Origin of the sequence: Streptococcus sp. 27098_8_73, assembly GCF_041432495.1 — a bacterium.
Taxonomy (GTDB): Bacteria; Bacillota; Bacilli; order Lactobacillales; family Streptococcaceae; genus Streptococcus.
Genome location: NZ_JAPVZT010000003.1, coordinates 17,079 through 32,155, shown reverse-complemented (window position 1 = coordinate 32,155; position 15,077 = coordinate 17,079). Strand labels below are relative to the sequence as shown.

Annotated in this window: 12 protein-coding genes; 6 read left to right on the top strand and 6 right to left on the bottom strand. The window is 42.8% G+C overall.

What is annotated here, in order from left to right; all coding sequences use genetic code 11:
* Positions 1–193: 193 nt before the first annotated feature.
* Entirely contained in the window at positions 194–1,372 is a 1,179-nt protein-coding gene (locus O3651_RS02770; protein ID WP_371609589.1) for a hydroxymethylglutaryl-CoA synthase, read from the top strand.
* Entirely contained in the window at positions 1,369–2,649 is a 1,281-nt protein-coding gene (locus O3651_RS02765) for a hydroxymethylglutaryl-CoA reductase, degradative (protein WP_371609501.1), read from the top strand. Before O3651_RS02770 ends, O3651_RS02765 begins: the two co-directional genes overlap by 4 nt.
* A gap of 16 nt (positions 2,650–2,665) precedes the next feature.
* Here O3651_RS02765 and O3651_RS02760 read toward each other — a convergent pair whose 3' ends face one another.
* The 3 genes from O3651_RS02760 to pflB all read right to left on the bottom strand — a co-directional run bounded on the left by O3651_RS02760 (position 2,666) and on the right by pflB (position 6,335).
* On the bottom strand, positions 2,666–3,124 hold the full coding sequence (locus O3651_RS02760; RefSeq protein ID WP_045498515.1) for a threonine/serine exporter family protein: 459 nt from the start codon (positions 3,122–3,124) through the stop codon (positions 2,666–2,668).
* 4 nt (positions 3,125–3,128) lie between these two features.
* Positions 3,129–3,902 carry a threonine/serine exporter family protein gene (locus O3651_RS02755; protein ID WP_187422031.1) on the bottom strand — a complete coding sequence of 258 codons (774 nt, stop codon included), beginning with the start codon at positions 3,900–3,902 and terminating at the stop codon, positions 3,129–3,131.
* Between the two features lie 117 nt (positions 3,903–4,019).
* Positions 4,020–6,335, bottom strand: coding sequence for a formate C-acetyltransferase (pflB, locus tag O3651_RS02750; protein ID WP_005591101.1), 2,316 nt, complete (start codon positions 6,333–6,335; stop codon positions 4,020–4,022).
* A gap of 393 nt (positions 6,336–6,728) precedes the next feature.
* Between pflB and dinB the strand changes: the two genes are divergently transcribed.
* Entirely contained in the window at positions 6,729–7,793 is a 1,065-nt protein-coding gene (dinB, locus tag O3651_RS02745) for a DNA polymerase IV (protein ID WP_371609500.1), read from the top strand.
* A 100-nt stretch (positions 7,794–7,893) separates the two neighbouring features.
* On the opposite strand, the gene O3651_RS02740 is transcribed toward dinB, so the two are convergent.
* The 3 genes from O3651_RS02740 to rnhC all read right to left on the bottom strand — a co-directional run bounded on the left by O3651_RS02740 (position 7,894) and on the right by rnhC (position 11,876).
* Positions 7,894–10,278 carry an ATP-dependent RecD-like DNA helicase gene (locus tag O3651_RS02740; protein WP_371609499.1) on the bottom strand — a complete coding sequence of 795 codons (2,385 nt, stop codon included), beginning with the start codon at positions 10,276–10,278 and terminating at the stop codon, positions 7,894–7,896.
* Positions 10,279–10,355: 77 nt separating this feature from the next.
* Positions 10,356–10,988, bottom strand: a complete 633-nt coding sequence (gene lepB / locus O3651_RS02735) for a signal peptidase I (RefSeq protein ID WP_371609498.1) — start codon at positions 10,986–10,988, stop codon at positions 10,356–10,358.
* 3 nt (positions 10,989–10,991) lie between these two features.
* On the bottom strand, positions 10,992–11,876 hold the full coding sequence (gene rnhC, locus O3651_RS02730) for a ribonuclease HIII (RefSeq protein WP_371609497.1): 885 nt from the start codon (positions 11,874–11,876) through the stop codon (positions 10,992–10,994).
* A 226-nt stretch (positions 11,877–12,102) separates the two neighbouring features.
* Between rnhC and O3651_RS02725 the strand changes: the two genes are divergently transcribed.
* The 3 genes from O3651_RS02725 (at position 12,103) to comA (ending at position 15,077) form a co-directional block, all read left to right on the top strand.
* Positions 12,103–12,276, top strand: a complete 174-nt coding sequence (locus O3651_RS02725) for a Blp family class II bacteriocin (protein ID WP_125371132.1) — start codon at positions 12,103–12,105, stop codon at positions 12,274–12,276.
* Positions 12,277–12,344: 68 nt separating this feature from the next.
* Positions 12,345–12,569, top strand: coding sequence for a hypothetical protein (locus O3651_RS02720; RefSeq protein ID WP_223367933.1), 225 nt, complete (start codon positions 12,345–12,347; stop codon positions 12,567–12,569).
* Positions 12,570–12,923: 354 nt separating this feature from the next.
* A complete protein-coding gene (comA, locus tag O3651_RS02715; protein WP_048765893.1) occupies positions 12,924–15,077 on the top strand; it encodes a peptide cleavage/export ABC transporter ComA in 2,154 nt (717 codons plus the stop codon).

The following is a 15,077-nucleotide window of genomic DNA, read 5'->3' as shown; positions in this document are numbered from 1 at the left end:
AAATTTGGAATAGACTGATGAGGGAAACTGAATTGGAAAATTGGGTTTCTCTCATTTTTTGATGATGAGCTTTCTCCGTCTCAGGTCGGATTTGAGCTTAAAAAATGGTTTTTAAAAGAGTTTTAGCCTTAATTATGGTAAAATAATGTCTGAATACTATTAGCTATCAAATGAATTGAATGAGGTCTTTATGATGAAAATCGGAATCGATCAAATCGGTTTTGCGACTAGCAATTATGTTTTGAAATTAGATCATCTGGCTGAGGAGCGGGGCATTGATCCCGACAAGCTCAGCAAGGGATTATTGATGAAGGAGATCAGTATTGCTCCTTTAACTGAGGACATTGTCACTTTGGGTGCGACAGCGGCTGAGCAAATCTTGACTGTCGAGGACAAGAAGGTCATTGATATGGTCATTGTTGCAACAGAGTCTAGCATCGACCAAAGCAAGGCAGCTTCGGTCTTTATTCATGGTCTTTTGGGCATTCAGCCCTTTGCTCGTAGCTTTGAAATTAAAGAGGCTTGCTATGGAGCAACTGCTGCTCTAGACTATGCCAAGCTGCATATCAGACAATATCCAGAAAGCAAGGTCTTGGTTATCGCTAGCGACATTGCCAAATATGGGAAAGAGACGCCAGGCGAGCCGACTCAAGGTGCAGGCGCTGTCGCTATGGTGATCAGTCAAAATCCACGCATCCTTGAATTCAATGAAGATAATGTGGCTCAGACTCGTGATATTATGGATTTCTGGCGTCCAAATTATTCGACGACTCCTTACGTCAATGGTGTTTACTCAACCCAGCAGTACCTGGATTGCCTCAAGACAACTTGGAACGAATACCAAAAGCGTCATGGTTTAGCTTTGGGAGACTTTGCAGCGGTTTGTTTCCATCTCCCCTATCCCAAATTGGCGCTGAAGGGGCTGAATAAAATTATGGATAAAAACTTGTCTCAGGAGGAGCAAAAAGGCCTGCAAGAAAACTTTGACAAGTCTATTCTCTATAGCCAAAAGGTCGGAAACATCTATACAGGCTCCCTCTTTTTAGGGCTCTTGTCTCTCTTAGAAAACTCTGAGAATCTTAAGGCTGGTGATAAGATTGCCCTCTTTAGTTATGGTAGTGGTGCTGTGGCTGAGATTTTTAGTGCCAATCTGGTAGAAGGTTATGAAGAACAGCTGACGACTCATCGTTTGGAAAAATTAAATCAACGTCAAGAACTGACGGTTGCTGCTTATGAAGAGCTTTTCTTTGCAGAAGCCCAGCTGGATGAAAACGGCTCAGCTGTTTTTTCTGACTACGATGACCAAGTTTACGCCTTGGTTCAAATCGATCAACACCAGCGCAAGTATATCAAAGTTGAGAAATCATCATGAAAATAAATTGGACCGGATTTTCTAAAAAAACGCCTGCAGAGCGACTAGAGTTTCTGAAAGCCCATGAGCTACTCCAGGCTGAGAATTGGCAAAATCTTGCTAATCAAAGCCATTTGCCGCTGGAGACAGCCAATCAAATGAGTGAAAATGTGCTTTCTGTTTTGGCTTTGCCTTATTCGATTGCACCGGACTTTCTCATAGATGGGCAGGTTTATCAGGTACCTTTTGCAACAGAGGAGCCCTCTGTCGTTGCTGCTGCTAGTTTTGCAGCAAAAATCATTCAGCGCAACGGCGGTTTCAAGACCAAGATTCATAATCGGCAGATGGTTGGACAGGTCGCACTCTATGATGTGCCCGATGTAGCTAAAGCCTTAGAGCAAATCCAAAATGAGAAGTCAGCTTTATTAGAATTGGCAAATCAAGCCCATCCTTCCATCGTCAAGCGAGGAGGTGGGGCGCGTGATTTGAGAACGGATTTCCTGGAGGGAGAGACGGACTTTCTAGTTGTCTACCTTGTCGTGGACACTCAGGAAGCCATGGGTGCCAATATCCTTAATACAATGCTAGAAGCCCTAAAAGAACGGTTAGAGGAGTTAACAGGTGGACAGAGCTTGATGGCCATCCTGTCTAACTATGCGACTGAAGCGCTTGTAACAGCCTCTTGTGAAATTGATTTCCACTCACTCAGTCGAGACAAGGCAGAAGCTGAACGAACTGCTCAAAGAATCGCTTTAGCTAGTCAGTTTGCAAAGCAGGATCCTTATCGGGCCAGCACGCATAATAAAGGCATTTTCAACGGCATTGATGCAGTTCTTTTGGCGACCGGAAATGACTGGCGCGCCATTGAAGCAGGGGCTCATGCCTATGCTGTTCGCGATGGCCGTTATCAAGGATTGAGTAACTGGAAGGCCAATCTAGAGGAAAAAAAACTCTATGGCCAGTTGACTCTACCCATGCCGGTTGCGGCCAAGGGAGGCTCCATTGGGCTTAATCCAATGGTTGTCGCCAGTTTTGATTTATTGGGGCAACCGACAGCCAAAGAATTAGCTTCGATTATCGCTTCTGTTGGCTTAGTGCAAAATTTTGCAGCTTTAAGAGCGCTGGTGACTACGGGAATTCAGGCTGGTCACATGAAGCTCCAAGCTAAATCCCTAGCTTTATTGGCCGGTGCTCAGGAAGATGAGATTGCTACTGTCGTTGCAGAACTTCTTAAAGAGAAGCAATTTAATCAGGCAAAAGCTAAGGAAATTCTAACTAAAATTCGTAAAGAAAAATGAGTCAATATGTATTGACTCATTTTTTATAGTGAAGAGGATGTTTTTTAAGGTAGCTGTAAATCTTTAAGACAACCGTCCCGCTAGCCATGCCGATAGAGATGACCAAGGCTAGGATGACGACCAAAGTAGCATTGACCATAGCATGACTGTAATCACCTGTCACAAAGAAGGCAGTTGTCCGATAGGAAATGTAACCAGGCACTAGAGGAGCTAGAATGGCCAAAATAAAGACAACAGCTGGCGTTCTGTAGATGATGCTGAGGATTTGGCTGGCACAGGAACCAATAATAGCAGCCACGAAGGTTGCAATGATAACATTAGTCGGTCCCTTGAGTAGAAGATAGAGTAGCCAAGTAGCCATTCCTAAAACTCCGCCAGGAATCAGCATACTACGCTGGACATTTAGAACGATTAGAAAAGTGATGATAGCCAGTAGGCTGGCCAGAGCTTGTAGTAAGAAAGTCAAGATTGTCATAGGCTTATTTCATAAGAATGAGGGCGACAGAGGTGCCGGCGCCGAGAGCAAGGGTAATGAGGAGTGATTCAAAGAGTTTGCTCATCCCAGAGTTGATATGGTTGGTCATGATATCTCTAACTGAGTTGGTCAGAGCGATCCCTGGGACGAAGGGCATGACAGCTCCTGCGATGATCAAGTCTGCTGTTGAATCGAAACCTGAGTAGCGAGCCCAAATCTGGGCCAACAATCCGAAGACGAAAGCTCCAGCAAAGGCCGAAACAAAAGGAATTCGAATATATTTATCGACATAAAGGGAGAAAGAGAAGCCAAATAGAGTCGCGATACCGGCTCCAAGAGCATCGTAGAAATTTCCACCAAACATGATAGAAAAGAAAGGAGCACTGAGTGTAGCTGCTGTAATGAGTTCTCTCTTGCTATAGGGAACTCCTTTTGTTTTAAGAGCCTTTAGCTGTTCAAGAGCTTCTTCCAAATTGATTGCTCCACTGACTAATTGCCGAGAAACTTGATTGACATCGCAGACTTTCTCGATATTGTAGTTCATATGGATATTTCGCTTCATTCGAGAAATATTAGTGTTTTCAATTGAAAAGAATATGGCAACGGGCATGGCTAAGGCATTACAGTCCATGATGCCTTGCGAATGGGCAATCCGGATCATGGTGTCTTCGACCCGATAAATCTCTGAGCCGCTTTGTAATAGCAAGGTCCCAGCTAGCATGATAACATCAACGGCCAGATTAAGATTTTTTTCATCTGTAGACATTTTCTCAGCCATTATATCCCCTTTTTCATTTCACAATAACTCTATTATAACACAAATGCTCAAAGCTATCTCTCCAAAGCAAAAGAAAACCAGCTGAAAATCAGCTGGTTTTACAATTAGGAAAGAGGCTTAGCTAAGTGCGTCATCCATAGAAAGAACTTCGTGGAAGACACGTTGTGTCAATTCAGTTTTTTGTTCTGGAGTGAGGTATTTAGTGTTTACACAGTATCCAGAGATACGTACGATAACGTCTTCACCAGACATGATCTTGTCGTAAACATCTTGCAAGTCCATAACGTTCAAGTTAACGTGTTGTCCACCGTTTTCGAAGTAACCATCAAGAATTGTTACCAAGTTGTCCACTTGTTCGTCACGAGTCTTACCAAGAGCACGAGGTGAAACTTGAGTTGTCAATGAGATACCGTCAGCTGCGTAACCAAAGTCAAGGCTCGCAAGTGAGTTCAAGTTTTGCAACCAGCCACCTTTCGCTTTGTTAGATGGGTTAGCACCTGGTGAGAAGAATTCAAGTTTAGACAAGTTCACAGAACCATCTTCGTTGAGGTAGACACCTTTGTGGACTGGTGAGTTACCAGTTTGTTTAGAGTAAGCAACGTTAGATGTGATGGTCAAAAGTGATACTGTAGCTTCCGCGTCTTTGTAAAGTTTGTGGCTACGTAGACGAGTTGTATAAGCTTCGATCAACCATTCTGCCAATTCGTTTGAACGTGGGTCATCTTCACCCCAACGTGGGTATTCACCGATTGTTTCGTAATCGTAGATGTAGCCATTTTCGTCACGGATTGGTTTAACTGTAGCGTACTTGATAGCTGACAATGTGTCAACAGTGTTAGCGAATCCGCAGATACCGAATCCCATGTTAGCACGTTGTTTAGTTGGCAAGAAGGCCATTTGAACCGCTTCGTAGTTGTATTTGTCAGTCATGTAGTGGATGATGTTCAAAGCATCTACATAAGTGTCAGTCAACCAGTCAAGAGATTTTTCAAAGTTCGCTTTAACTGATTCAAATTCAAGAACTTCGTCACGGATAGGATCGATGTCAAATACTTTGTAGTCTTTGTGAACATCGTCGTAACCACCGTTCAAACCAGTAAGAAGGGCTTTAAGAACGTTCACACGAGCACCGAAGTACTGGATGTTGTGACGTTGATCTTCGTTTTCTGGGTCAAGTGGTGACACACAGCATGAGATACAGCTCATTTCTCCGTATCCGTCTTTAGCCATTGTTGTTACACCTTCGTATTGGATAGAAGAGTGTTTGTGGCTCATATGCATACAGTAGCGACGGAATGAGTATGGAAGTTTGTCAGTCCAGAGAACTGTCAAGTTTGGCTCTGGAGAGTTACCGATATTGTCAAGAGTGTTCAAGAAACGGTAGTCCATCTTCGTAACACGGTGACGACCGTCGTTACCCATACCAGCCATAGAAGTTGTGATGAAGGTTGGGTCACCTGAGTACAATTGGTCATAAGCTTTTGTACGAGCAAATTTAACTGTACGAAGTTTCATAACGAAATCATCAACAAATTCTTGGATTTCTGATTCAGTAAATGTACCACGAGCAAGGTCACGTTCTGCAAAGATATCCAATACGATTGGCACACGGCCTAGGGATGTAGCAGCACCGTTGATCACACGGCAGACAGCCATAAAGGCGATGTTAACCCATTGGATTGCTTCTTTAACGTTCATCGCTGGTTTGCGAACGTCAACACCGTAAAGGTCACCCAAGCGAACGACTTGTTGCAATGCTTGATATTGAAGGTTTACTTCTTCACGAAGACGGATTGTTTCTTCGTCGATTTCTTTAATTGCATTCCAGTCGTTTACTTTTTCTTGCATCAAATAGTCTGCACCGTAAAGAGCAAGACGTGCGTAAACACCGATGATACGTCCACGTGAGTAAGCATCTGGAAGACCAGTTACAGTATGGGCGTGACGAGCGCGACGGATGTTTGAAGTATAAGCACGGAAAATACCGTCGTTAACAGTTGTCACATATTTTGTGAAAATTTCGTGAACAGCTGGATCAGGTTCATAACCATTTTCCTTCAAAGTTGTTTCAGCCATACGGATACCACCTTTTGGCATGAAGTTCAATTTGAAGAGTTCATCGTTTTGAATACCGTAAATTAGTTCGTTATCTCTGTCGATATAACCAGCAGGGATATCTGCAATAGATGTTGGACGAGTGTCCATTGGGAAACGAGTTTCTTCGTAGTGAGCTTTTGTTTCTTCTACGATTTTCTTGATGTGGAGTGAGCGCTCAGTAGGACCTGCCAAGAAGCTTTCATCTCCATCATAAGGTGTGTAGTTGGCTTGAACGAAGCGAGAAACACTTGCTTTCTCTTTCCAGTCTTCACCTTTGAAGCCTTCCCAAGCTTTGTCAAAAATATCTTGAGCTTCCACAACTGTTTTAACAACCATTAGATTTTCCTCTTTATTCTAGCAACAATAAACTGTTACATTTATAATTAAAGTATATCATAAGGTAATCGGTTTCACAAACGAATTTCGGTGCTAAAAGAGGCTTTCTTTTATAATACAGATTGATATTTTATCGTAAACTGTTTTATAATTTTGAAAATGGTAAATGAAAATAGTAGAAAGAAGCTGATAAGTTGAATTATTTTGTACTTGTTTTGAACGTTACTATGGAGAAAAGTGTCCAATACTGAAATTCCTATTTTAATACTTTGTCTATGTACCTCAGAAAGTGTCTTATATTTTCCGGTCTTGCTTTTGAATAAAAATCCTTTGAAACTTGCTTTAAAAATGATAAAATTTGCTAAAGAGCTATTCTAACTTATAGGAGACGGCATGCTAATTTTTCCGCTAATTAATGACACATCGCGAAAGATCATTCATATTGATATGGATGCTTTTTTTGCTTCGGTCGAAGAGCGGGACAATCCTAAGCTCAAGGGAAAGCCTGTGATTATAGGTAGTGATCCGCGTCAGACGGGTGGACGTGGTGTGGTTTCGACTTGTAATTATGAAGCCAGAAAGTTCGGAGTTCATTCAGCTATGAGTTCCAAGGAAGCCTATGAGCGGTGCCCGCAGGGGATTTTTATCTGGGGAAATTATGAAAAATATCAAACAGTTGGTTTGCAGATTCGAGAGATTTTCAAGCGCTACACGGATAAAATTGAGCCCATGAGTATAGATGAGGCTTATCTGGATGTGACGGAAAATAAGTTGGGTATCAAATCTGCAGTCAAAATTGCCAAGCTGATCCAGCACGATATCTGGAATGAATTGCAGCTGACGGCTTCGGCAGGCGTTTCTTATAATAAGTTTCTAGCCAAGATTGCCAGTGATTATGAGAAGCCGCACGGTCTGACAGTCATCCTGCCTAAAGAGGCTGAGGCTTTTTTGGCATCTATGGACATTGCTAAGTTTCATGGGGTGGGCAAGAAGAGTGTCGAGAAACTGCATGATATGGGGGTCTATACTGGTGCGGATCTGCTCAAAATACCAGAAATGACCTTGATTGATAAGTTCGGCCGCTTTGGCTTTGATCTCTACCGGAAAGCGCGTGGCATCAGCAATAGTCCGGTCAAGTCCAATCGTATTCGCAAGTCTATCGGTAAGGAGCGAACCTATGCCAAATTGCTCCATGGCGAGGAGGATATAAAAAAAGAACTATCTCGCTTGGCAGCTAAGGTCGCTCTCAGCTTAGAGAAACACCAGAAAGCTGGCAAGACGGTTGTCCTCAAAATCCGCTATGCTGACTTTTCAACCCTAACCAAAAGGAGAACCTTGGAGCAAGAAACGAGGGAAGTCGAAGTGATTGAGCGGGTTAGTCATGAAATCTATGACAGCCTGGAAGAGCAGCCGCGAGGCGTTCGCTTGTTAGGACTGACAGTGACAGGGTTTGGATAAGATAGAAAAGAGTCTGAGGCAATTTGTCCCAGACTCTATTTTTATAGGAAATAATTGATAAGGTACTCTGTAAACTTTTATGACAGCTTCAAAGGTAGACCTAGGCATCTGTTTCTATTTGGTTGTCATTGCTAAATATACTGTTGATATCTTCCTTAGTCAGTCCGATTAGAGGATCGATTGTTAGGATATTTTCATCAGTCAAGATATAGTTTTCCACAGGAGGCTTGTTATTGTCCACAGGAATGTGGATAATTTCTTGAGGGGATTCTACATCTCCAAAGCGCTCAATCAGATAGGTTTTGCGGGCTGTTCCAGTATTCTTTACAGCGTAGTCAAAGGCTGACTTTTCCCCAAGTAAGATCAGTTTGCTCTTGGCTCGGGTAATCGCGGTGTAGACCAGATTGCGCTGGAGCATGCGGTGGCTGCTTCGGGTAATGGGAAGGATGACCACGGGAAACTCGCTACCTTGAGACTTGTGGATGCTCATGGCATAGGCTAGGCGAATTTTGTACCATTCGCTGCGCTGATAGCTAATCTCGTTTCCGTCAAAGTTGATGGTTAATTCGTCCTGCTTGGACTCGGTGTACTTAGCTGGCAGCAGGTCGACGATGTAGCCCAAGTCACCGTTAAAGACATTGCTTTCAGCATCATTGACGAGGTGGATGACCCGATCTCCCTGTCGATATTGGCAGTCAGGTGCCTCAAAGGTCAGCTGGTCTTTTTCCACAGGATTGATGAGATTTTGCATGAGGCTGTTGATCTGGTCAATGCCGGCCTGTCCGCGGTACATGGGAGCCAGCACTTGCACATCCTGAGCTGGGATCCCGCTGCGAATAGCTGCGCTGGCAATTCGTTCAATCATGGGGGGGATGTGTTCATTTCGGGCTTCGAAATAGGAACGATCCGCTTTTTTCTCAGTAAAATCTGCGGGTAGCAGTCCCTTTTGGATTTGACTAGCCAAGGTGACAATGGTCGAATCTTGGCTCTGACGGTAAATTTTTTCCAGCTTGGTTTGGGGAATGCTCGGTATTTGCAATAGGTCAGCTAATACCTGACCAGGACTGACAGAGGGCAACTGCTCCGCATCACCAACCAAGAGTAATTTGGTATTTGAGGAAATGTTGCTGAGGAGCTGGTTGGCCAGCCAGGTATCTACCATGGAGAACTCGTCCACGATGATAAAGTCAGCATCCAGATAATCATCCAAATGACTGGTATCATCATCTCCAGTCATACCGAGATGTCGGTGAATCGTAGCGCTGGGCAGGCCAGTCAGCTCGTTCATACGGCGAGCAGCTCGACCAGTCGGTGCAGCCAAAAGAATGGGCAGATCTGTTTTCTTTTTCAAATCTAAGTCTCGAAGCTGACTGTAGACGGCGATGATACCATTGATAACGGTTGTTTTTCCTGTTCCTGGTCCACCCGTCAGGATAAAGACTTTTTGCGTGATAGCGTCGAAAATGGCTTGCTTCTGAATCTGATCATAGTGGATGCCTAAGTCATCTTCAGCTTGGCTGATGGCATTGAGGATTTTTTCGTCTTCAAAGCGATCCTGATGGCCTTTTTCCAAGAGGCGGACCAGATTGCTGCGGATACCTTCCTCGGCAAAGAAGAGGCTGTTTTCAAAAATCTTGGTCTCAATATTTTGGACTTTGTCTTCTTCAATCAGGTGAGCCAATTCATTGGCTACTAGATTGGGGTCTAGCTCTACTTGGCGCGAACTCTCCAGAAGCTCAATAGTATGAGCCAATAGGTCTCTAGCTTCCAAATAGGTATCTCCAGTTTCCATACATTGGGTCAGGAGGGTATGAATCAAGCCAGCCCGAAAACGCTCAGGAGCATCACTTTCAATTCCCAACTGCTGGGCCAGCTGGTCAGCGATTCTAAAACCGATACCTTGGATATCTTCAACCAATCGGTAGGGATACTGCTCGACGATTTCCAGCGTTTCTTCCTTGTAGGTTTCCTGAATCTGAAAGGCTAGTTTGTTGGGAATGCCGTAGGCGGCCAGTTTAGCTAAGACCAGCTCTGTTCCATAGTTGAGTTGCAGTTTGGCCACAAAGGCTTCTCGGTTCTTGGCAGAAAGGCCAGTGATTTCTTTAAGTTTTTCTGGCTCAGCTAAAATCTTGTCAATGGTTTCGTCCCCATAGAGTTCCACTATTTTTTGAGCTGTCTTAACCCCGATACCCTTAAAGTGGTCACTGGAAAAATATTTAACCAGCCCCTTGCTAGTTGGTTTTGCCCTCTCGTAGCGGGAAATTTTTAGCTGCTGTCCGTACTTTGGATGTTGAACTAGGTTTCCCCAAAATGTATAATCCTCGCCTTCGATAATATCGGCCATGGTTCCGGTCACGATAATCTCAAAATCATCAAAATCTTCACAATCCATGTCTTGGATATCCAAGAGGAGGATTCGAAAGAAGTTGCTAGGATTTTCAAAAATGATGCGCTCAATAGTGCCTGAAAAATAAAATTCTGTCATTGTTTCTATATGTGCTCTTTAAAAAGCAAACCCAGCTGAGTAGTCAACTGAGTTTGGATGGGGTATACTCTTAAGTATTAGTAAGTCTTGAAAGGTAGGATTGGCCAGATGCGGAATTTAGCTTCGCCTTGAATCTGACTGGATTTAAAGGCACCTACTTGACGGCTATCCTTAGACACGATACGATCGTCACCTAAAAGCAGGTACTCGTCATCTAGGAGCTTGATGGTAAAGACTGGGCTACCTTCTTTGTCCACTGTAAAGGCTTGGGCTTGAGAGGCTAGCTTGCGGAAGAAAGTTCCGTTGTCCGTGTAATCCTTGCCCACATAGGTAGACTGGAGCTTGTCCTTTTGGAATTTCTTGATGTAATCTGTTAAATAAGGTTCATCAGTCTTCTTACCATTGATATAGAGGGTGTCGTTTTCGTACTGAATGGAATCGCCCGGAAGGCCAATCACTCGCTTGACAACTTCTTTCTTTTTGCCATCGTCATCCTTTTCGGAGGCTACAACAATATCGAAACGGTCAATAGACTGGTGTTTCAAAACCATCAAATACTCACCATTGGCTAAGGTTGGATCCATAGAGTGGCCGTCTACCTTGACAGGTGCCCAGAGCAGCCAGCGAGTGAGTAAGATGACGGAGACAATCAGGGTAAAGACTCCCCACTCCTTGAGGAAGGCATGGAAGTCAAAGCGTTTGTTTTTCATAGTCTACCTTTCTAAGAGCTTTTTAGCTTTTTCTGTATTTTTAAAATGAAGTTTAGCGGTATGCTGGAGGCCAGCCATTCCATAGGCTTGGAGGATCTGGCAAGCAACTTGATCACTCTTACTCCCAGCCCCGCTCGGAAGAGTATAACCAAGCTCTTGACTCAGATTTTCCAGATTTTCCAGAAAGAGATCGCGAGCGATAATGGAGCTAACGGCGACAGCTAGAAACTTCCCTTCAGCTTTTTCAATGAGGCTAATGGGATTTGGGAAATGATTCTTCTCATTTTTCAGGTATTTGTCATAATTCTGCTGACTGGTAAAGGCATCAATGACGATTTTTTCTGGTGTCAACCCTTTTTGCAACAGCAGATAAATGGCTTGATTGTGAAGAGCCACTTTGACAGATACGGCATTGTAACCAGAGACAATCACTTCGTTATATTTTTCTGGTGACAAGAGCAGAGCCTGATGTTGGATTTCTTTTTTCAAAATAGGTGCTAGCTGCCGAATCTTAAGGTCGGTCAAGGTCTTTGAGTCGCCCACGCCCAGATTACGCAGGAAAGTGTGTTGTTCTGGGCTGACAAAGGAAGCAACAACTGCTAAACCACCAAAGTAAGAGCCATTTCCGACCTCATCAGTACCGATAAGGGAAATGTTCTGATCGGTCTTGCTTGTTTCCTCGGCTTGATGGCCGAAAAAAGTAGCATAGTGACCAGCTTTTTCTCCTTGGAAAAGAACCTTACCAGAAGTATAGATGCTGACAGTTGCCTGGTTCAATTTCAGTAGATATTGGATATACTGATTTTTACTGGGCACAAGCTTGTCTCGATATTTCTGGACAAAAGCCTGAATTTCTTCTTGTTTAGGACTTAAAGTTATACTTTCCATAGCCCCTATTGTACCACAAAATGAAACTAGGGAGAATGGGAAAAAGAGGATATTTCAAATATTATAAAAAAATTACATATTTTTCTTCCAAACATGACATAAATGTCATGTTGAACCCGATAGGGTTGTTGTATAATATAGGTGTTGAAGCGATGTTTGAATAAAACTGACCACAAACAATATATTAACAAGGTTAAAAAAGCCTTGTAAAAAAAGGAGAACACATATGGAAAACTTTGCTATGATGGACAACCAATTCGCTGCGTTGACTGAAGAAGAAATGATGATGATCGACGGTGGATGGGCATTCTACGGTATCCCTGTTGATATTTTCACAGTATCATTGGCTATTTTGGGTGGCTCATTGGTTTCAGGTTTCTTAGTAGGACTTTTCAACTAATTTAATATTTCAAATAGAAGAAGGTGAATTTTATGAACAAAGATTTTAAATCATTAGATCAAAAATTTATGCCTCTTACTGAAGCTGAATTGGTTGAAGTAGAAGGTGGATGGGTCGGTGGTGACCTTGTACGTGCCGTATTTGATATCGGTCGTGAAGTTGGTCGCACTGTACGTGGACTTGCTATTCGTGCATATGGTCGTATTCGTTCTAGAATTGGATCACGTTCTGGCTCTAGCAATCGTGGTGGCGCTAACAACGGTGGTGCTGCAAGCCCAGACGTTTTTAACTAATATTTTGTGTTTCGACATAGAGCCTCTTGTTCGTCTTGATTTGGACAAGAGGCTTTTTAGTGTAAAAGTTACTTTATGTCTGTTTTTTAAGTAATTTTATGTTTACATGGAGTAAAACGACTGATACCATTGGAAAAATACGCCACATTAGTGTATGATAGAGATATCTATTTTTTGCTTGTTATGAAAGTTCTCCTTCCTAATTTATACTTGTTTTTTGCTGGAGAGAACCGCTATGGATAAAGTTGACAAGCAGTTTGTGTTGAATAGTATGTTTACTAATTAGGAGTTTTTATGCGAGGGTTGCCCTCCATAAAAGCAAACTTACACTTTTGTGTGAATAAAGGAGTTTGTATGAGATTTACAAAGCGTCATTATAGGGCTCAAGTTGACGCGAGAGATTGTGGTGTAGCAGCGCTAGCCATGATATATGGTTATTATGGTTCCTATTATTCTTTGGCTAGTTTGCGTGAAATGGCCAAGACAACTTTAAGAGGAACAACTGCTTTTGGGCTAGTGAAGGTTTCGGAAGAGTTAGGTTTTGAAACACGAGCCTTTAAAGCGGATATGTCTTTATTTGACATGAAGGGGATCGTTTATCCTTTTATCGCCCATGTTATCAAAGACAAGAAATTGCTTCACTATTATGTTGTGACTGGGCACGATAAACATTCGGTTTATATTGCGGATCCAGATCCGGCTGTTAAAATGACCAAACTTTCTAAGGAACAGTTTGCGCAAGAGTGGACAGGTGTCTCTATTTTCATAGCCCCAGCGCCAGAATATAGACCGCACAAGGAAAAGAAAAACGGTCTCTGGTCTTTTGTTCCAATTTTAATGAAACAAAAGGGACTGATTGCCAATATCGTTATCGCAACGATGCTGGTGACGATCATCAATATCGTGGGCTCTTACTACATGCAGGGGATTATTGATACTTACGTACCGAATCAGATGAGGAATACCTTAGGAATTATTTCTCTCGGTCTAATAGTCGTCTACATTTTGCAACAGGTCCTAACTTATGCTCAGAGCTATCTGCTTCTTATTTTGGGACAACGCCTTTCGATTGATGTGATTTTGTCCTATATCAAGCATGTCTTTCATCTACCCATGTCTTTTTTCGCTACGAGAAGGACAGGGGAAATCGTATCGCGCTTCAACGATGCCAATAGTATCATTGATGCCTTGGCTAGTACTATTCTGTCCATCTTCTTGGATGTGTCTATCGTTGTCGTCATGGCGGTTGTTTTGTTCTCGCAAAACTTTTACTTATTCTTTATCAGTTTGCTCTCGCTGCCGATCTATATCGTCGTGATTTTCGCTTTCATGAAGCCATTTGAAAAAATGAATCGCGATACGATGGAATCCAATGCCATTCTGTCTTCTTCTATTATCGAAGATATCAATGGTATTGAGACGATCAAATCCTTGACAAGTGAAGATTTCCGCTATCAAAAGATTGATAGAGAATTTGTGGATTATTTGAAGAAATCATTCGCTTATAGTCGGATGGAGAATATCCAAATTGGCTTGAAGAAGACAGCTCAGCTCTTGCTGAATGTTGCAATCCTTTGGATGGGAGCCCTTTTGGTAATGGACAATAAAATGACCTTGGGGCAGCTGATTACTTATAATACTTTGCTGGTTTATTTCACAAATCCGCTGGAGAACATTATCAATTTACAGACTAAGCTTCAGACTGCACAAGTTGCCAATAATCGCTTGAACGAGGTTTATCTGGTTGACTCTGAATTTATGGATAAAAAAGCGATCCGTGATTTGAGCATGACTAAGGGTGACATTGAGTTGAGAAATGTCAGCTATAAGTATGGCTATGGACGAAATGTCCTGTCGGATATTAACTTGACCATTGAAAGAGGCAGTAAGGTGGCCTTTGTCGGAATTTCTGGTTCTGGAAAGACGACCCTTGCTAAGATGATTGTGAATTTCTATGATCCGAACGAGGGAGAAATTCTGGTTAATAATATCAACCTCAATCAGATTGACAAGCATGTTTTGCGGCGTCATATCAATTACTTGCCACAACAGCCTTATGTTTTTAATGGTACCATCTTGGAGAATGTTCTCCTAGGTGCCAAGCCTGGAACGACTCAGAAAGAGATCATTCGAGCGCTGGAAATTGCGGAAATTCGTGAAGATATTGAACGGATGCCTTTGAATTACCAAACAGAATTGACATCAGATGGTTCAGGGATTTCAGGTGGTCAGCGTCAGCGCTTGGCCTTGGCTCGGGCTCTTTTGACCGATGCTCCTGTTTTGATTCTCGATGAGGCGACCAGCAACTTGGATATCTTGACAGAGAAAAAGATTATTGACAATCTCTTGGAGTTGGACAAGACCATCATTTTCATTGCCCATCGATTGACCATTGCGGAGCGATCTGAAAAAGTGGTTGTTCTGGACAAGGGTGAAATCGTGGAGCAAGGAACGCATGAAGAGTTGGTTGCTCAGGATGGCTTCTATGCTCATCTGGTGAATAGTTAG